Genomic DNA, 18,518 nt, shown 5'->3' with positions numbered 1-18,518 from the left:
TTAGGCTAGATGGTCACCCCTGTCAGTTCTGTCCCGCTCACGAAGGTTCGCGAGATGCCTGCCGAAGTCGCTGCGTCGGTGTTCCCGCAGCTCGAAGCTCTGCTCCCGCATGTGCAGAAGCCGATCCAGTACGTCGGCGGAGAGCTCAATTCCACGGTCAAGCCGTGGGACTCCTGTGACGTCCGCTGGGCGCTCATGTACCCCGACGCCTACGAGGTCGGGCTGCCCAACCAGGGCGTCATGATCCTCTACGAGGTCCTCAACGAGCAGCAGGGCGTCCTCGCCGAGCGCACGTACAGCGTGTGGCCGGACCTGGAGGCCCTGATGCGGGAGCACGCCGTCCCGCAGTTCACGGTGGACAGCCACCGGCCGGTGAAGGCCTTCGACGTGTTCGGCCTGTCCTTCTCGACCGAGCTCGGCTACACGAACATGCTCACGGCCCTCGACCTGGCGGGCATCCCGCTGGAGTCCAAGGACCGGACCATCGACGACCCGATCGTCCTGGCGGGCGGCCACGCGGCCTTCAACCCCGAGCCGATCGCCGACTTCATCGACGCGGCGATCATCGGCGACGGTGAGCAGGCCGTGCTGGACATGACGGCGATCATCCGCGCGTGGAAGGCCGAGGGCTGCCCCGGCGGGCGCGAAGAGGTCCTCTTCCGCCTGGCGAGGACGGGTTCGGTGTACATCCCGGCGTTCTACGACGTCGAGTACCTCCCGGACGGCCGTATCGCCCGTGTCGTACCGAACAAGAGCGGTGTCCCGTGGCGCGTGTCCAAGCACACGGTCATGGACCTGGACGAGTGGCCGTACCCCAAGCAGCCGCTCGTGCCGCTCGCCGAGACGGTCCACGAGCGCATGTCGGTCGAGATCTTCCGCGGCTGCACCCGGGGCTGCCGCTTCTGCCAGGCCGGCATGATCACGCGCCCGGTGCGTGAGCGCTCCATCACCGGCATCGGCGACATGGTCGACAAGGGCCTGAAGGCGACGGGCTTCGAGGAGGTCGGCCTGCTCTCCCTCTCCTCGGCGGACCACAGCGAGATCGGCGACGTGGCGAAGGGCCTGGCCGACCGCTACGAGGAAGACAAGATCGGCCTCTCACTCCCGTCCACCCGCGTCGACGCCTTCAACATCGACCTGGCGAACGAGCTGACGCGCAACGGCCGCCGTTCCGGGCTGACCTTCGCCCCGGAGGGCGGCTCGGAGCGCATCCGCAAGGTCATCAACAAGATGGTCTCGGAAGACGACCTGATCCGGACCGTCTCCACCGCCTACGGCAACGGCTGGCGCCAGGTGAAGCTGTACTTCATGTGCGGCCTGCCGACCGAGACCGACGACGACGTCCTGCAGATCGCCGACATGGCGACGAAGGTCATCGCCAAGGGCCGCGAGGTCTCCCGCTCGAACGACATCCGCTGCACGGTCTCGATCGGCGGCTTCGTCCCGAAGCCCCACACGCCCTTCCAGTGGGCCCCGCAGCTGTCGGCCGAGGAGACGGACGCCCGTCTCGAGAAGCTCCGCGACAAGATCCGCGGCGACAAGAAGTACGGCCGCTCGATCGGCTTCCGCTACCACGACGGCAAGCCGGGCATCGTCGAGGGCCTCCTCTCCCGCGGCGACCGCCGCATCGGCGCGGTCATCCGCGCGGTCTACGACGACGGCGGCCGCTTCGACGGCTGGCGCGAGCACTTCTCCTACGACCGCTGGATGCAGTGCGCCGACAAGGCGCTGGTCCCGTTCGGCGTCGACGTCGACTGGTACACCACCCGCGAGCGCACCTACGAGGAGGTCCTCCCCTGGGACCACCTCGACTCCGGCCTCGACAAGGACTGGCTCTGGGAGGACTGGCAGGACGCCCTCGACGAGACCGAGGTGGAGGACTGCCGGTGGACACCGTGCTTCGACTGCGGGGTGTGCCCGCAGATGGACACCCACATCCAGATCGGCCCGACGGGCAAGAAACTGCTGCCGCTGACGGTCAAGAACGCGGCGCCGACTCCTGCGCGGAGCGGGCACTCGCACTGAAGTGGGCGAGGCGCTCGATCGGGTGATTGCTGCCCCGGCTGAGGCGAGCGAGGAAGTGGCCGCTGCGCTGGCTGCTGTCGGGGCTTCTGGCCTTCGACGGTCGTCAGTGCCGCGGCGGGGGCCTGTGACACCTCTGCCAGACCCAACACCTCTGCCAGGCCCCGCAGGGCCCTCGGGCATCCGCTCGGAGGTCGAGTGGGTCTGAGTTGCCCAGACCTTGGTGAGGCCCCGTACGGCGATGTTGAGCCCCCTCTCGATGCAGAGGGGGCTCAATGCTGTCCTACACCGGTGAGCTGCCTGAACGGTCGGCTCAGCTTGCCTTCGGCAAGTTGATATCCAGGATGGTGATTACTGGATAAAGTCGGATTGTTACTACTGGTTGCGGGGGCAACCAGGTTTGGTCGGCGGTGCCGACGTCCCTGGGGAGGGCAGGTAGCGCATGAGTCGTCGCTCTGCTGGTTTGGTCGGCGTCTGGGCTGAGATGCAGCGCCAGCAACAGCGCCAGATGGAAGCCGAGGCGAGACAACGCAGGGAGGAAGCTCGGCAGGCGCGGGCTTACCAGCGGCTCGCTGCTCAGGGGCATCGGGAGTTCCGGCAGGCGGAGGCCAGGCGGCGTACGGAGGAGATCGAAGCCCAGGTCGCTTCCTTACAAAGGCTGCTGGCCACTGGTTGCCAGGCGCCGGTCTTCAGAGCGTCGTCGTTGATGCGCCCGGAAGAGATCGCCCCGTTCGATCCAGGGCCGCTTGCGTGGCCTGTGCGTATGCCGGATCAGAGCCAGTACCAGGCGCAGGGAGGCTGGACCGCGAGTCGGCGTGCACAGGCTCAGGCCGAGGCGCGGGCTCATTTCGAACGTGACTGGCACGCGGCGCAGGCTGCCGAAGCGCAGCGGCAGCAGCAGTTAGCGGCCGCACAGCGGGAGTATGAGCGAGGGGCGGAGGCTCAGCGGTCGGAAATACGTCGGCACAACGCCGGCATCGTCGAGGTGACCGCGGGGGCGAGGCGAGGCGAGCCGGACTCCGTGATCGAGTACTTCTCGGCCGCGCTGTACTCGTCGACCGCTTGGCCCGAAGGGTTCCCGCGGCAGGTCGCCGCAGCTTTTGACCCAGCGGCCCGACAACTCGTCCTGGACTGGGAGATGCCTACGTACGACATCGTGCCTGGGGCGAAGTCGGTGAGGTATGTCCCGTCGCAGGACCAGGACAAGGAGACCGCTCGTCCTGTGGCCCAGCGTCGGGCGCTGTACCGAGAGGTGCTGGCACAGAGCACGTTGCTGGTGCTGCATCAGCTGTTCGCCGCGGATGAGTGCGGCATCCTCGACTCGGTCGCCTTGAACGGCTTCGCGGACGCGCCCGACCCGGCGACGGGAAGGCAGTCGCACACCTTTCTGGCGACCGTGATGGCCGGACGGTCGGGCTTCACCGAGCTGCATCTGGAGCAGGTGGACCCCGTCAGCTGTCTGACCGACGCTTTGCGCGGACAGCTCGCCACTCGCCCGGATCAGCTCACCTCGGTGCGGCCGAGCCGTCAGCCTCAGGACGTCGGTAACCACGTCGTGACGCATGGCGGGGATGAGGAGCCGGATCTGTTCGACATGGACCCGATTGCCTTCGAGTCTCTGGTTGCGGAGCTGTTCCGTGCGATGGGGATGCAGGCGGTGACGACTGAGCGCTCGAACGACGGGGGCGTTGATGTCGACGCGCGGGACCCGACTCCCATCCGAGGCGGCAAGATCGTCGTACAGGTGAAGCGCTACCGGAACACGGTGCCTCCCACCGCTGTGCGTGACCTGTACGGCACGGTCCAGGACCGCGGTGCCAACAAGGGCGTTCTGGTGACCACCTCGGCTTTCGGGCCCGGCTCGCACACCTTTGCCCGGGGCAAGCCTTTGGAGCTCATCTCGGGCAGTGAGCTTGTCGATCTGCTGCACAGGCATGGTCTTCGTGGTCGTCTGGGGGAGGGAGGGCGAGCGGCCCCAGCACAGCCGACGCCGTCCAGGCCTGCAACGCCGACTGACGACTACAACGTGTTGGGCATGATGTGGTCGGGGAACGTCGCTTTGGACGTGTGCGCACTCGTATGTCGCGGCAGCCGGGTCCTGAGCGAAGAGCACTTTGTGTTCTTCAACAACCCGCAGACTCCGGATGGTTCGGTACGAGCAGTGCCGGCGCAGGCGCCGGACAAGGCAGCGATTCGTGTTTCCTTCGACGAACTCCCGCAGGGGGCCGACCGGTTGGTGCTGGTGGCTGCAGTTGACCCAGAGGTGAACCCGAACGCGGACCTGTCAGGCTTCACCGACGCTTGTATCCGGCTGCTGGACCCGGCAAGGGCGGAGGTCGGCCAGCTTGAAGTCTCGGATGGCCGCTCCGGGGAAACAGCTTTGGTACTGGGCTCCTTCCGACACCGGCCGAACGGTGACTGGGACTTCGTCCTCGGCGGAAAGGGCTACCCACGAGGTCTGGAACAGCTCCTCCAGGACTATGGCATCGACGTGGAGTAGCACCACCACGCCCTGAGTTGCTCTGAGTGGTGCCGGCTCCGAGCGGTCACTATCACTGAGGCGGGCGAGGCACTCGATCGGGTAATGGAGGCCTTAGCGGGGGCGAGTAAGGACGATGAGATGTCGGTCGTGCTGGCTGCGGTCGGGGCTGCCCGTCCGGGCTTGCCGGTGCGACCGGCATCGTCATGTGAATCATGATCTCCGACGGCCTCGGAAACGGTGAACCTCTACCCCTGGGGAGAGATCCTTTCACTTTGGCCCCAGTAGTGCATTCAACGGCCATGGCCGGCCTCGGAGTTCTATGCTGAAGCATCATGGAACCGGTGAGCATTGGGGCTCGACTCGCATCGAGCGTCGTTGTCCCGTTGGTGAAGAAGCTGTTTGTGGTGGACGGGTCCGGTGCGGGGTTGGTAGACCGCCCTGTGCGCGTATCTCAACTAGTTTCGTTCCGTGGAGAGAAGCGGACTCTCTCGGAGCATGATTTCCGCAAGGTCGCAGAAGAGTTGGTGGATCGCGCAGCGCAGTCGACCGGAGTGTCGGAGCGCCTTGCTGGTTACGAGCAACGTGCAGTGGTGAACGCGGTCGCACACTCACTCAGCTCCCTGGGACATATCGAAATGGACGATGTCCAAGCCGTCCGGCTCGGCTATCTGGAACTTTCTCGACTCCTGCGGTCGAGTAATCAGGCAGCCACACTTGGTCTCTCAAGCGATGCAGTGCTACTGCATGCAAACGTCGTAGATACTGCCTGCTTGCACATCCTGCACTTCTTCACTACGAGATCTACGTTCGTGCCGCGCACATTAGTTGAGCAAAGTCGCAGGATCGAAGAACTCTCTTCAAAGATCGATGTGCTTATTCTGCGGAGCCCTTCCCCTGCAGACGGCGGTTTTGAGGAACGGTATGCGCGCTACATCTCCAAAAAACATGGCAAGTTAACCATTTTCGGTCTTGATCTGTCCGAATCTTCGGCTTCCTGGCCTCTCGACGCGGCTTATTTGAGCTTAGAAGCGACCGAGACTGCGGTTGGTGAGGTTCCGCTTGCGCTCCCCGCCGAAAAAGTCCTTGCAGGGCGTGATCGGGTGCTGTTGCGAGGAGTGGCAGGTTCTGGAAAAACCACGCTGGTGCAGTGGTTGGCGGTCAGTGCCGTTCGCAACGACCTTGATGAGCGGCTCCTGTATCTGCATGGCTTGGTGCCGTTCGTACTGCCTCTGCGGTCACTGACCCGTGCCGGGGCGAGGCTGCCCGCCCCGGACGAGTTCCTTGCTGCCGTAGGATGCCCGATTGCCCATGCCCAGCCCACAGGCTGGTACGACCGTGTTCTAACTGCGGGGCGTGGGTTGATGTTGGTCGACGGAATCGACGAGATACCCGAAGGGGAACGCGAGGAAGCCCGCAACTGGCTGAAGGATCTCATCGGTTCATACCCCAAGAATCATTGGCTTGTGACTTCACGTCCCTCGGCGGTGCGGGAATGCTGGCTAGCAGACGAGGGGTTCTCGGAACTGGATCTGTCGCCCATGAGTCGCGACGATGTCGCCGCGTTCATCAAACGTTGGCACAAAGCGGCCGGAAGTGCAGATGCGTACGGTAAGGAATTGCTCTACGCAATACGGGCTAAGCAGGAACTTGCCCGGCTTGCCACCAACCCACTCATGTGTGCACTGATTTGTGCGCTGCACCGTGACCGTAGGGGGTACCTTCCCGATGGACGCAAAGAACTCTATGACGCGGCTCTGTCCATGCTGCTGTCCAGGCGGGACCGGGAGCGCGGAGTCTACAAAGTGGGCGACATGCGTATCGGCGAAACCCACCAGGTGCAGCTGATCCAGAAGCTGGCGTATTGGTTGATCCGCAACGGTCGTTCGGAGATGGATAAACGTGATGTGCTGGACTTGCTGTCCCAAGCGCTGACGGCGATTCCACGTGTCGCGGAGCAGGGAACGGTGAAGCAGATCTACCAACATCTTCTAGTTCGAAGTGGCCTGCTTATAGAGCCCATTGAAGGCACTATGCAGTTCATTCACAGAACATTTCAAGACTACCTCGGAGCGAGAGCGGCCGTAGAGAGCCTCGATTTCGACTTCCTAGGTGGTAACGCCCACCTTGACCAGTGGGAGGACGTCGTCCGAATGGCCGTGGCTCACGCGCGCCCGGCAGAACGTACCCGATTGCTCACCAATCTGGTCGAACGCGGCGACTCTTCCGCAGATATTCGCCACCGCCTCCATCTGCTGGCTGCTGCGTGCTTGGACGACGCCACAGAGCTTGATCCTTCCGTACGAACAGAAGTTCAGCGGCGTGCGGAGAAGCTCATTCCTCCTCGTTCTATCGCCCAAGCTCGCGGGCTCGCAGATGTCGGCCCGGTTGTACTCGAACTGCTGCAAGGTCCGGAAGGTCTTACTTCGGACGAAGCCTACTTCACCGTCCTGGCGGCTGTTCGGGTCGGGACCGATGCCGCTATTTCCGTGTTGAATCGTTTCCGGGCGGTAGATGACTTGCGGGTGCGTGCTGAACTAGCCCTAGCGTGGAGTCGATTCGACACTGACCGCTATGCTGAAGAAGTCATCGCCCATTTACAGGAGGACGATTTCTATTTCGTAGTTTCAAGCAGTCGAGAACTTCAGGCCCTGCGCAGATTCGGCGGGAGATCACTATTGAAGATAGTGTCTCCTATCAGCCCTGATGAGATGAAACGCTATTGTGTGGCTGATCGCCTCGTTGGGCTGTGCATTGCGGCGGATCTGCGTTGTTCTTGGGAGTGGCTCAGTGACTTTCCCCGTCTTACGCAGTTGACATTGGAGACTTCCCTACCCGACATCGATGTAGCTTCGTTACGGCAAGTCTTTTCCCTCCGCACTCTTCAGTTACCCGCCGGAACGAGGGTTGTTGGAGCGGAACGGTTGTCTCCAGGGCTGGAGATCGTCATCGGTGCTGGTTGAACCGCTCACACGGGTAGAAGAACTCGGTGCTGCCGGCCTGCCATCCGAGAGAGGGAGAGACTGACCGCCGGTGCCTGGATGCGGCCAGTGCCCCTGGGAGCACGATGGGATCGCCGCGTGGTTTGCTCCTGGGCTGCGCTCGTCTGTGAGTCCGGACATTCGTCTGGGAAGTGGAAGCAGTGTGATTGAGGTGTTGACGGGGGCACGCGAGTAGGAGATGGCCGCGACGGGTGCTCCGCGTCTGCGTCCGCCAGTGCCGACGGTCTCCTTCCGTACGCCTTTGCCCGTGCTGGGGAGCAGCGCAGCCCTTCAATCCGAGGTGGAGTGGGTCTTGCGATCTCTCCGTGAGAGCCTTTGCTGTATGGGGGATGCGTCGGCTGGACAGGCCGTCCGAAGGTTTCTGGCGGCGTTCCGAGTCGGTGACGTCTGCCACGGGACGATCACCGCGGTTTCCCGGTCTGAAATGTCGGTGACCCTGGACGGCTTCCCCGACCAACCGCTCGGGACGGTGGGGACGTTGGACGGTTCCTGGCGGCGGCGTTTCGCCGACCTTGCCGTGGTCGGACAGAGGATCACCGGCGAGGTGATTGCTGTGGATCTGGACGCGGGCCGGATGAGGTTGTCGATGGCGGCCACTGAGAACCCGGAGCTCTGGGCGTTCCTCAAGCGGCTTCGCCGTGGTGAGATCCTGGCCGGCACGGTGGCGGCGATCGAGCCGTTCGGCGTGTTCGTGGCGCTGGACGAGGGTCCCGGCCATCCGGTCCATCCCGGCGTCGGCTTCATCACGTATCCCGAACTGTCGTGGCGTCGTTTCGAGGCGGCGTCCGATGTTGTTGAGGTCGGGCAGCGGGTGTCGTGCGAGTTCTTGCAGTTCGACACATGGAACGGGGAGGCTCGGCTGTCCCTGCGGGCTACCCGGCCGGACCCCTTCCTGGAATTCGCCGAAGGCATCGTGGTGGGCCAAAGGCTGAGCGGGCGGGTGACCAAGCTGGTCCCGTTCGGCGTCTTCGTGCAGGTCGCCGATGGCATTGAGGGGCTCGTGCATCTGTCCGAGCTGAGCTCGGTGCCCGTGGAGGCGCCAGAGGATGTCGTACAGATCGGCGATCAGCTAACGGTTGTCGCCACGAACATTGACCGAGAGCGACGCCGACTGTCGCTCTCACGTCGACAAGCCTGAGCTGCCGCCGCTGACGGTGAAGAACGCTCCGTCGGCGCCGGTCGGCGAGCACCAGGTTCTCGACGGGGTTGAGCAGCAGGCGATCCGGCAGGCCGTACTGGATCACCTCGTCAGGACCGACCGGACCCCAGGGAAAGGGAGGAGGGGGCCAGGAGTTTCGGCGCCTCCTGGTCCAGGCACAGGAGCGACAGTCGGGTCGCGTCTGACAACCGATGTGGACGTAGTCCCCGCGCGGCCGCAGGGGCTGAGGTCAGCGGGCGGCGCGCTCCCGGGTGGTGCGGCGCAGCCCGATGAGTTCGGCGACCGCCTCCAGCCAACGGGCCACGACCTCGTCGCCCTCCACGGGCCGGGCCACCGACGCGGCCGCATCCAGCCAGCCGCGCATCAGGTCCGAGGCCGCCGGCTCGGGCAGCAGCTCCGGCAGCCGGGCGGTGTAGCCGGTGCCGCCGCTGCGGACGGTCCTGCCGAGGAACGCCACCGAGCGGGGCTGGACCCCGAGGCGGTCGAGCGTGACCGCGGCGCCCACGGCTCCGTCGCCGAACAGGGCGCTGCGACGCGGGCCCGGGGCGCCGATGCCGTAGCGCAGGAGCATGGCGACGTCGGCCTGCGCCGACTCTTCGTCGGTCTTGCTGGGGTTCATCGGTACGTCCGTTCCGGTCATCGCACGGTGACCGTGTAGATGAAGTACGCCGGGTCGTTGCCGGGGCTGCCCGTCGCGGTGCGGTCGTCGCCGTCGGGGCACTCGCCCAGCACGCAGTAGCTCATTTTGATCTTCGTGGTGCCCGCGGCAACGGCCTCGAAGGTGAAGGTCTGCGTACCGTCACCACCCCCGTCGACACCGCTGTCGCCCCCGAAGTCCTCCTCCCGGCCGCCGTCCTGGCGCACCGTGGCACGGTCTGGACCGGGGTCCACGATGCTCCAGTCCTGGCCCATCGAGGGGTTGGCCGGGAGCATCAGCTCGAATGTGTCGCCCGCGTCCACTTCGATGGACTGCTCGTCGGCCTCGAACGTCTCGGGGCCGAAGAGGCCGCACCCGGACAGCATCACCGCCGTCAGCGGCAAGGCCAGGGCGGCGGACAGGCGGTTGCTGGGCTTCACGGGGATCGGCCTTCCGTTCACTGGGCGGGCAGGTGGACGCCGTAGGCGTCGGGCAGGTCCTTGTCGGAGGCCTTGCCCATGTTGCCGTTGACGAAGTCGTCCTCGCTGACCCATGTGGTCGTTCCCCAGGGGTTGTAGACCTGCAGCATGTCGCCCTCCTGACCGACGATCATCATGGAGTGGCCGACCCGGTCGCCGTCCTCGTCCTCGCCCTCGACGCCGATCGGCACCGGTCTGCCCTCGGCGACGGCCCGCTGGATGTCGGGGAGCGCGTCCCGGCGGTCGTCCGCGCTCCTGACCTCCTGGAACTCGTACTCGCCGCCCGTGTGCGGGCTGATCTCCTTGTTGGAGATCTCGGTCTTGCCGTCGTTGTCCATGCCGTCGGGTGTCGAGCCGAAGGGGAAGTCGTACGCGTCGCTGCCGTCGCCCTCGTCGTGCATCCGCAGCTGCTCGTCGCGCAGCCGCTCCCGGAAGGCGCCGGGGTCGTCCTCCTGCCCGGACGGGCCGCCGGTGAGTTCGAGGGCGTACACCGGATCGACCATGGCGCGCCCGGTGAGGACGGTCGACGGCACGCAGGTGTTGCCTTCCTGCGACCACCTCTCGCCGTTGAACGTCTGCTGGTCCGTGTTCTTGTTGGCGCCCTCCTTGGGGCCGCTGGTGTTGATCCCCTCGTCGTTCATGCTGTCCCCGGCCGTGGTGACCGGCGTCAAGTGCCGCTGCAGCCAGTCCGGGTCCTTGCCGTGGATCTTGTCGCGGAACTCGCCGACCTCCTTGACGTCGTACCCGGCGGCCAGTGCCTTCACGAGGTACGCCCGTTCCTGCGGGGTCTTCGCCTCGGCGAGCATCCGCTCGAACTCGGCTTCCTCACGGGCGTCGAGGCGCTCCATCGCGCGGCCCGAGCGCTCCAGGTCGTTCGCGGTCAGCAGCTCGTTCATCTCCGCCGGGCCGCCGGGGCCCGCGATGTCGGCGAGTACGAGGCGGTCGGCGGCGGAGATGTTGTCGGTCTGCATCTGGCCCGCCCGGGCCTCGGACGCCAGCTTGTTGAGGTCGCGCGCCGCGGCCCGCGCCGCGTCGTCGGCCACCTCGGCGGCGGAGTGCATGGTCTTGGCGCCCGTTGCCGCGATGTTGCGGGCCCGCAGACGCTCCGCCTCCTCGGCGTCCTTCTCCACGATGTCGTCGAAGAAGCCGTCCTCACCGCCGAGCATGCCGAGCGCCTCGCGCAACTGCTCGCGGCCACCCTTGTCCTGGGCCTTGGCGTTGGTCAGCGCGTCGGCCAGTCGGAACAGGGCGCCGGCCGCGCCGTTGAACGCCTGCTCCATCTGCTCGGCGGAGCGTGCCGCCGCCATCACCACCTCGGACGCCCGCGCCCCGGTGCTGCCCACCCACGCGTCGGGCAAGCCCTCGTTGGCGACCTTCTGCACCCGCCGGTGCACGTCGGCGACGTCGTCGATCTGTTTGCGGTAGGTCTTGGCGAGACCCTCGATGACCCCGGGGTCACCTACCGGTGCCGAGACGCCCAGGGCGTTGTTGATGGCCCCGATGAGATCGTTCTTGCTGTCGGCCGAGGAGATGGAGCCGTGGTACTCGGCGAGCTTCTGGCGGCGGTCGGTGGTGGATTCGCCTGCGTCGGGCATGACGGTGCGGCCTTCTGTCGTGGTGAGGGCAGGAGTGCGGTTCGATGCGGTACGAAGGTCGCTCAGTCGAAGTCGGACAGGCCGCGCGGCGGCGTGCCGGGCGCGGGCATGGTGCGATAGCCCGGCGCGGGAGCACCCCCAGCGGGGGCGGGCATCGTCGTCACGCCCTCACCGCCCGCCGCGCTCATGCCCCGGATGGAGGCGTGTTCGGCGCCCTGGTAGTTCGCCTTGGACACCCGCACCTTGTCGGCCAGTTCGTGCAGGGCGCTCTCCAGGACCTTGGCCTCTGCCTGCCAGTCACCGGCGAAGTTGTTGTACGCGGGACCTGCATCGGAGCCACCGAGGACGTCCGAGGGGTAGCAGGCGGTGTCCTTGACCGCCCTGGCGATGGCACCGACGTCGTCACCCGCCGTGTCGAGTGTCTGCGCCTCGCTGTTCAATGCGCTCGCCCGGACTTGATAGCCCCCGGCGTGCCCTTGCACGGTCATGTCCGGCCCCCGTTTATCTGATCTTGAGGGCGCAATGTAGCAGGGGCCGGTGGCATGAACACAGCGACCCTCACGGCCCCGTGGTCAGATCCAGGTCCGAGGGTGGGCCCAGCGGTACGGCACTTACAGCACCAGTTCCTCGCCGTCCTCCGCGTGCTCCGTCCCGCACAAATAGAGTGCGGTAGCCCGCCCGCCGGGGGGGGGGGGCTACCGCACGGTGTCGGCTCGGGGACAGGTCGCGGGCGTGGTGCCGGCAGATCGTCCGGGGGGGGAACGGCTTCCGGCTCAGCCGGTCTTGACGGGGGTCAGGGCGAATCCGCTGTTGGGCTTGCCTGCGAGGAGGTCGGCCAGCCCGCCGCTGAGCGCGTACGCCGTCCCGCCCGGTCCGGCGGTCACGTCGCTGGTGATGGGATCCTTGACGGTGTCGGTGACACTCACCGTGGTCTCGTTCCAGCCGTCGCGGGGCTCCACCCGCTGGATCTTGGCGGGCTTGCCGGACAGCAGACCGCTGCTGACCGCTGCGATCGAGCCGTCCTTCAGGAGCCGCATGCCGGCCGTGGGCGCCCCCAGCGGCTTGTCGAGCTTCACCTTCTGCGCCTCTTCGGGACGGTGGACGGGCACCCGTATCAGGGAGCCGTCGGCCATGGCGATGATCAGCCGGTTTCCCGGTACCCACTCCACCGCCGACATGCCCACGTCGTTCAGGAAGTTGGGTATGTCCAGCGTGCCCTTGAGCAGGTCGCTCTGCAGGAAGACCGAGGCGCGGCCCTGGCGGTCGATGCGGAACACCGTCGGGGTGAGCTCGTCGACGGCGTAAGCGGTGCCGTCGGGCGCCAGCGTCACGTCGGAGATCAGGTGCCGCTTGCCGTCGAGGGTGACCGCGGTCAGGTCGACGCACCAGTCCTGCTTGCCGCTCCTCAGGTCGTAGCTGCCCACACCGGCGACGCGGAAGGGGTTGTCCTTGTCGGAACGGTCGGCAGTGCCGTAGTCCACATTGCTCACCAGGATGCGGTCTCGCTTGCGGTCGACGAGGACGGCCTGCGCCGACACCAGTTCCGGGTCGTCGATGTGGGTGCGCACCTTTCCGTCCAGGCCGACGGTGGAGATCGTGCCGTGCTTCAGCGAGCCGGTGAAGAACGTCTTCGACCGTGCGTCGAAGTCCAGGGAGTGAGGGAACACGTCCGGGCCCTTGGCGTCGATGACGCCGGGCGTCGTCTGCTTGCTCTGCTCGACCCGGGGCCGCTCAGAGCCGGGTCCGGAAATGGAGCCGTTCACGGCGAAAGCCGTCCCGGTGGCCACAGCGGCGACAAGAGCCGCGCCCGTGATGGTGATCCTCAGATTCATCTTCTTCTTCATCGTCCTTGCTCCTCAGGAAGGCTGGGGCTGATGGTTCGTGCGTCTGCGGTGAAGCAGGCGTGCACTGCGGTGAGTTGACGCAAGCCGTGGCGATCGGACGGCGTGAGGGTCACCTGGTGAGGTCGCGTCCGAGCAGGGCGGCCAGGCGGTCGATCGCGGGGGCGTCTTCAGAAGCGGTCCGGGACGGCGCGAACGGGGCGCCCGGCCCGGACGGCAGTTGTGCTACGAGGCCGCGGGTGAACTCGATCTCCCGCTCGACCGCGGAGTCGCCGAACAGGGCTTTCTGGCCGATGGCTTGGGCCAGATCCCAGCCGTGCACCAAGTGCTCGATGGTCTGCAGATGCAGTGCCACGGCGCCGGGCACTTCGCCGATCGGGGCCTGCACCGTGCGCTCCAGCGCTCCCGGACGCTCGAAGGCGGCCACCAGGGCGGCGGCGGACATCCGGAACGTCCCCTTGAGCGCTTGCGGAGCGGGGTCGGAATCGAGTTCCGGCAGGGTCGACTGCGCCCCCATTACTTCGGCGAACGTGCGCTGTCCCGTCACCAGGTGGTCGACCAACTGCTGGACATTCCAGTCGGTGCAGGGCGTGGGCGCGCTCCACTGCTCCTCCTCGACGGCCTCGACCAGGTAGGCGACGGTGTCGACGACCTCGATAAAAGCCCTGACGGGTGTATCGGGTGTAACGGGTGTGACGGGCATGACGGGTGTGGTGGACATGCGGAGCCTCCAGTTGGGGTGGAAAGAGGAATGCGTGCATTCGCCCGTCATGTGCGAGCACCGGATGAGTGATGCCGACGGGCGCGGAAACAGCGGGCTAGGGGGGCGGGCAGCGTCGGCGGCAGGAACACGCGCGTGACGAGGCCCCCAGGGCACTCCCTGCCGGCCTGGGGGCCGGGGGCTGCCGGGTGATGGTGATGCTCAGGTGTGGCAGGTGTGGCAGGTGTGGCAGGCGTGACGCTCTGAGCGGCCTGCGGTACTGCGGCGGCCGGACGGCCGGATCAGAAGTGCACGGGAGGAACGAGGCGTGCGGGGGTGCCGACGGCGGGGTGGGCGGTTGCCGGCATGTCTGCGGCGGGCTGAAGGGTCTGGGTGAGCAACTGCAGTGCCGCTTGAGAGGCGGAGCCGGGCGCCGTCGTCACCACCAGCCGGATACCCCGCCCTCGTGGCACCGGGAGCGAGTGCTGCAGAACGTCCAGCTCCCCAACCATCGGATGACGCATCCGGTACTCGGCCACGTCCCAGGCGCGTACCCGGTGCTCGGCCCACAGCGCCGCGAACTGCGGGCTGTGCATGGTCAGTTCGCCGATGAGGGACGCCAGATGCCGGTCATCCGGGTATTCGCCAACCGCCTGCCGCAGCTTGCCCACCACATCCCGTGCCTTCCTGGGCCAGTCCACGTACAGGTCCCGCGTATGGGCGTCCAGGAACACCAGCCGGGCGGTGTTGGGTCGCGTGGCCGCCTGATCCGGGCTGTCCGGGGCCAAGTGCCCGGCGAACAACGCATGCCCGGTGCGGTTCCACGCGAGTACGTCGGAGCGGCGACCGACGACGACCACGGGTGAGTCCCCGAAGGCATCGACCAGTTGGCGCACCGCCGGGGTGAGACGCTCGGCGGGGAGCCGACGGCGGCGCTGCCTGACCTCACCGGACAAGTCGTGCAGGTGGCGTCGTTCCGCGTCATCCAGCCGCAGAGCCGTGGCCAGCGCGTCGAGGACCTGCGGCGAGGCGTTGAGCGACAGCCCCTGTTCCAGCCGGATGTAGTAAGCCACGCTGACACCGGCCAGCTGGGCCAACTCCTCGCGGCGCAGACCCGGCACCCGCCGCCGGTCGCCGTAGTCCGGCAACCCCACGTCCGCCGGCTTCAGCTGGGCCCGACGCGTGGACAAGAACTCACCGAGGAGGGACTTGCCGTGCGTTGTGTCGTTCATGCGACCGAGTATGGCCCGGCCCAAATCTCCTAGCCTGCTACTGGGACTGGCAGGCGGAAAGCTCGCGGGCACGCCGGCCGTGCGGCGGTTTTTCCTCGAGGGACCTGCTGCGGCGGCCCTGTTCGGCGTTGTTGAACCCCTCTCGATCCAGAGAGGGGGCTCAACGCAGTCGAAGATCGCGTTCGTGCCTGCGAGACGCGCTCTCAGCGCTATTGAGTGCCCGTCAGGTTCCCTTCGAGTGTCGTCGGCCAAGCCGCGCAGGGGACTGAGCTCAAACCGCCCGGCTGCTCACCTCCGAGCGGCGCGGCACCTGGGTCTACTACCGAGTCGAGCTGCCGATCCTCGCGGCGATGGGGCAACTGCTGATCAGGCCGAGCCGACCGCGGCCTGATCGCCGTAGCCGTGGGCCGCCAGGCTCGCCGTGTCGGGGTGGCCCGATTGCCGCGCGATGCGTGCATCGGCACCGCCAAGCCCGTGGTGGTTGCTGTTCGGGACAGCGGGCCGCACTGCCGTGCAGCCATCCGAAGGCGACCGCATGGCCCAGGCTACTGATCGTGGCGGCGTGCCCGATGGACGAGGTGCCCGGTCAGCGTCCCGGCCAGCACGCCCCAGGCCAGGCCCGACCAATTCCCGCCCGTCACAGTGACGACCACCATGACTATTGCACCCGCGGCGACCGCCGTCCGGTCGCGGACGATGCCCCATGTGACGCGGGCGGAGCCGGGAGACCGCAGTTCTGTGACTGCGATGCCGATGACCAGGGCGGCGGCGAAGACGACCGGCACGATCAGACCCGAGTCCATGTCGTCACCTCCTCGCGATTGTTAAGGGTCCGCTGCTAGGGGCCGCTACGACGTACGCGTCACTCGGCGGCTGTCCTGCCGGGAAGGAAAATTAGGGCCACCAGCGCCAAGCCGACCACGACGCCGATGAGTTGCATGCCGACGAAGCCCACGACCGAGCCCGGGGCGATGCCGGCGAACGTGTCGGTGAAGGCGCGGCCGATGGTCACGGCGGGATTGGCGAAGGACGTTGACGAGGTGAACCAGTACGCGGCGCCGATATAGGAGGCGACCGCGACAGGGGCGAAGCGGAGACGGTCGGTGCGGGCCAGGCCGAAAATCAGCAGGATCAGCCCGGCCGTCGCGACGACCTCGCCCAGGAGCAGGTTCCCGGCCGAGCGGTCGTGGGTGGACCACTTCACCAGCGGTTCGCCGAACATCGCGTCGGCCAGGATCGCGCCCGCGATGGCGCCGACGATCTGCGTGGGGACGTAGACAGCGGCCTCCCGCAACGTCACGCCGGGGCCGCCGCGGCGGGCGGTCCACCACTCGGCGAGGGTGACGGCGGGGTTGAAGTGCGCGCCGGAAACCGGGCCGAGCAGCAGGATCAGAACACCGAGGCCGAAGACGGTGGCCGTGGAGTTCGCGAGGAGTTGCAGGCCGACGTCCTCGGTGAGTTCGGTGGCCTGGATGCCGGAGCCGACCACCACCGTCACGAGTGCCGCGGTGCCGACCAGTTCGGCCGCGGCCCTGGCGAGCAGCGGCGGCGTCTGAGGCGGGGTGGCGCCCGGGGCGGGCTGCGGGTCGGTCCCGAGCGCGTCGGGGGCTGTCGGGGATTCCTCGGCTCGGTCGTATTCGGCGGCCTCGGTGGCGGTCAACTGGACTCCTCGGTGCGGGTCGCCGCAGGGGCGGGGATCAGGGGCAGGACCGCTTGACGTTGTTCTCGGCGGTGGTGCGCGCGGTCTCCGCCAGGTCGGCGAACCGGCCCGCGAGGGAGCCGATGACGTCGGGCTTGAGCCGGTAGTACGTGAACCGGCCGCACGGCTCGGTCTCCACGACCCCGGCCTCGCGCAGCACCTTCAGATGGTTGGAGAGGTTGGTCTGTCTGGCCCCCGTCTCCTCGATCAGGTGGGTGGTGCAGAGCGTCTCCTTGGCGAGCAGGGTGACGATCCGGAGGCGGAGCGGGTCGGCGAGAACCCGCAACAGATCAGTGTCGACTGACGTCAGCATGGGCTGATAATTTCACATCACTCCAGGCTGATGCCAGCATGGGCTGATCCTTGGGTCGCCAACCCCGAGGGCGTCCCGATCGCCCCCCTGCACAACCCCTTTTACTCCTCTTACGAAGGAAGAACCGATGCCCTCCAGCCCGCTCGCCTCCGTGCTGTTCGTCTGCGTCCACAACGCCGGGCGCTCCCAGATGGCCGCAGGATTCCTCAGCCACCTCGCGGGCGACCGGATCGAGGTCCGCTCCGCCGGCTCCATCCCCGGCGACCAGGTCAACCCGGCCGCCGTCGAGGCCATGGACGAGGTCGGCATCGACATCTCCGCGGCCGAGCCGAAGGTCCTCACCACCGAGGCCGTCCAGGCGTCCGACTACGTCATCACCATGGGCTGCGGCGACGCCTGCCCGATCTTCCCCGGCAAGAAGTACCTGGACTGGGCCCTGGAAGACCCGGCGGGCAAGGGCGTCGATGCCGTCCGGCCCATCCGCGACGAGATCCGCAGGCGCATCGAGGCCCTGATCGCCGAGATCGACGCCACGCAGGAGGCGTGAGAGGCGTGAGGCCCGGTGCCGGACAGAGACGGCACGGCACAGTCGAGCCCAGGTTCTTGTGGAAAGCTGAGTGTGAGGGTGGTCCAGGCCTGAGGAGCAGCGGAGGGCGAAGTGGACTGGGCTCGATTTGCGCAGCAGATGGCGTCGATGGCTCGGGACCTCCTGGCACAGAACTCGGTCGACGCCACGCTGGAGAGGATCACCGCATCGGCCACCGAACTGGTCCGCGGCTGTGACGCGGCGGGCATCCTCGTCTTTCGACTCCAAGGTCGAGACCCTCGCCCCCACCCACGAGCTGGTCACCGACAGCGACCTGCTGCAGCAGCGGCTCGGCGAGGGGCCGTGCTTCGATGCCGCCGCTAACGGCTCGCAGGGCGAGCAGGTCTTCCGCATCTCTGATCTCACCGCGCTGCACCAGCGCTGGCCTGCCTTCGCGCCTCAGGCCCATGCGCTCGGCGTGGGCAGCATGATGGGCTTTCTGTTGTTCACCGAGGACGAGGAATTCGGCGCGCTGAACTTCTACTCCCGCAAGCCCGGCGCCTTCACCGAAGACAGCGAAACGGCCGGTTTGCTGCTCGCCTCCCATGCCGCGGTCGCCTTCTCCAGCGCCCGCACCCACGCCCAGATGGAACGGGCCGTCGCCACCCGCCACATCATCGGCGAGGCCATGGGCATCCTCATGGGCGCCCACGAACTCACCGAAGAGGAAGCCTTCGACGTGCTGCGCCGCTCCTCGCAGGAGAGCAACATCAAGCTTCGCGAGGTCGCCCGCCGTGTGTGCGAACAGGGCACCTTGGGATGAGTTTTTGAGGC

General features: G+C 66.9%; 15 protein-coding genes and 2 pseudogenes. 7 read left to right on the top strand and 10 right to left on the bottom strand.

All coding sequences use genetic code 11. The features are described 5' to 3' along the window. The first annotated feature begins 54 nt into the window (after positions 1 to 54). The 4 genes from ACZ7M7_RS05275 (at position 55) to ACZ7M7_RS05260 (ending at position 8,641) form a co-directional block, all read left to right on the top strand. Positions 55 to 2,025, top strand: coding sequence for a TIGR03960 family B12-binding radical SAM protein (locus tag ACZ7M7_RS05275; RefSeq protein WP_472112929.1), 1,971 nt, complete (start codon positions 55 to 57; stop codon positions 2,023 to 2,025). Between the two features lie 439 nt (positions 2,026 to 2,464). Further along, positions 2,465 to 4,522, top strand: coding sequence for a restriction endonuclease (locus tag ACZ7M7_RS05270; RefSeq protein ID WP_472112927.1), 2,058 nt, complete (start codon positions 2,465 to 2,467; stop codon positions 4,520 to 4,522). Between the two features lie 314 nt (positions 4,523 to 4,836). Continuing rightward, positions 4,837 to 7,464, top strand: coding sequence for an NACHT domain-containing protein (locus ACZ7M7_RS05265; RefSeq protein WP_472112924.1), 2,628 nt, complete (start codon positions 4,837 to 4,839; stop codon positions 7,462 to 7,464). Between the two features lie 361 nt (positions 7,465 to 7,825). Next, on the top strand, positions 7,826 to 8,641 hold the full coding sequence (locus ACZ7M7_RS05260; RefSeq protein WP_472112921.1) for a S1 RNA-binding domain-containing protein: 816 nt from the start codon (positions 7,826 to 7,828) through the stop codon (positions 8,639 to 8,641). 250 nt (positions 8,642 to 8,891) lie between these two features. Here ACZ7M7_RS05260 and ACZ7M7_RS05255 read toward each other — a convergent pair whose 3' ends face one another. The 7 genes from ACZ7M7_RS05255 to ACZ7M7_RS05225 all read right to left on the bottom strand — a co-directional run bounded on the left by ACZ7M7_RS05255 (position 8,892) and on the right by ACZ7M7_RS05225 (position 15,146). Further along, positions 8,892 to 9,281, bottom strand: coding sequence for a hypothetical protein (locus ACZ7M7_RS05255; protein WP_472112917.1), 390 nt, complete (start codon positions 9,279 to 9,281; stop codon positions 8,892 to 8,894). 17 nt (positions 9,282 to 9,298) lie between these two features. After that, complete coding sequence (locus tag ACZ7M7_RS05250) at positions 9,299 to 9,739, bottom strand: protease inhibitor I42 family protein (RefSeq protein WP_472112914.1); 441 nt, start codon at positions 9,737 to 9,739, stop codon at positions 9,299 to 9,301. A gap of 17 nt (positions 9,740 to 9,756) precedes the next feature. Further along, complete coding sequence (locus ACZ7M7_RS05245; RefSeq protein WP_472112911.1) at positions 9,757 to 11,373, bottom strand: WXG100 family type VII secretion target; 1,617 nt, start codon at positions 11,371 to 11,373, stop codon at positions 9,757 to 9,759. A gap of 62 nt (positions 11,374 to 11,435) precedes the next feature. Beyond that, positions 11,436 to 11,861, bottom strand: coding sequence for a WXG100 family type VII secretion target (locus ACZ7M7_RS05240; RefSeq protein WP_472112909.1), 426 nt, complete (start codon positions 11,859 to 11,861; stop codon positions 11,436 to 11,438). A 285-nt stretch (positions 11,862 to 12,146) separates the two neighbouring features. Continuing rightward, positions 12,147 to 13,217 (bottom strand): hypothetical protein, encoded by a 1,071-nt coding sequence (locus ACZ7M7_RS05235; protein WP_472112907.1) that lies wholly within the window; start codon positions 13,215 to 13,217, stop codon positions 12,147 to 12,149. Positions 13,218 to 13,326: 109 nt separating this feature from the next. Then, a complete protein-coding gene (locus ACZ7M7_RS05230; RefSeq protein ID WP_472112905.1) occupies positions 13,327 to 13,935 on the bottom strand; it encodes a TIGR03086 family metal-binding protein in 609 nt (202 codons plus the stop codon). Between the two features lie 281 nt (positions 13,936 to 14,216). Then, the gene (locus ACZ7M7_RS05225; protein ID WP_383613131.1) at positions 14,217 to 15,146 is read right to left on the bottom strand and encodes a helix-turn-helix domain-containing protein; all 930 of its coding nucleotides are present in this window, start codon (positions 15,144 to 15,146) and stop codon (positions 14,217 to 14,219) included. Positions 15,147 to 15,424: 278 nt separating this feature from the next. On the opposite strand from ACZ7M7_RS05225, the pseudogene ACZ7M7_RS05220 reads away from it, so the two are divergent. Beyond that, a pseudogene (locus tag ACZ7M7_RS05220) lies at positions 15,425 to 15,523 on the top strand (transcriptional regulator); the annotation flags it as partial. 168 nt (positions 15,524 to 15,691) lie between these two features. Here ACZ7M7_RS05220 and ACZ7M7_RS05215 read toward each other — a convergent pair. The 3 genes from ACZ7M7_RS05215 to ACZ7M7_RS05205 are packed head-to-tail and all read right to left on the bottom strand — an operon-like array spanning position 15,692 to position 17,158. Further along, positions 15,692 to 15,949 (bottom strand): hypothetical protein, encoded by a 258-nt coding sequence (locus ACZ7M7_RS05215; protein ID WP_472112903.1) that lies wholly within the window; start codon positions 15,947 to 15,949, stop codon positions 15,692 to 15,694. A gap of 59 nt (positions 15,950 to 16,008) precedes the next feature. Next, entirely contained in the window at positions 16,009 to 16,806 is a 798-nt protein-coding gene (locus tag ACZ7M7_RS05210) for an aquaporin (RefSeq protein ID WP_383613125.1), read from the bottom strand. Between the two features lie 37 nt (positions 16,807 to 16,843). Then, complete coding sequence (locus tag ACZ7M7_RS05205; protein ID WP_383624718.1) at positions 16,844 to 17,158, bottom strand: ArsR/SmtB family transcription factor; 315 nt, start codon at positions 17,156 to 17,158, stop codon at positions 16,844 to 16,846. 127 nt (positions 17,159 to 17,285) lie between these two features. Here ACZ7M7_RS05205 and ACZ7M7_RS05200 point away from each other — a divergent pair, with 127 nt between their 5' ends. Continuing rightward, positions 17,286 to 17,705: an arsenate reductase ArsC gene (locus ACZ7M7_RS05200; protein ID WP_472112900.1), complete on the top strand. Its 420-nt coding sequence runs from the start codon at positions 17,286 to 17,288 to the stop codon at positions 17,703 to 17,705. A 138-nt stretch (positions 17,706 to 17,843) separates the two neighbouring features. Then, positions 17,844 to 18,507 (top strand): annotated as a pseudogene (locus ACZ7M7_RS05195) (GAF and ANTAR domain-containing protein). Positions 18,508 to 18,518: the final 11 nt, after the last annotated feature.

It is taken from the genome of Streptomyces sp. NPDC111606, from assembly GCF_055656945.1.
The sequence above is the reverse complement of the archived record's forward strand: the minus strand, read 5'-3'. Positions and strand labels throughout refer to the sequence as shown.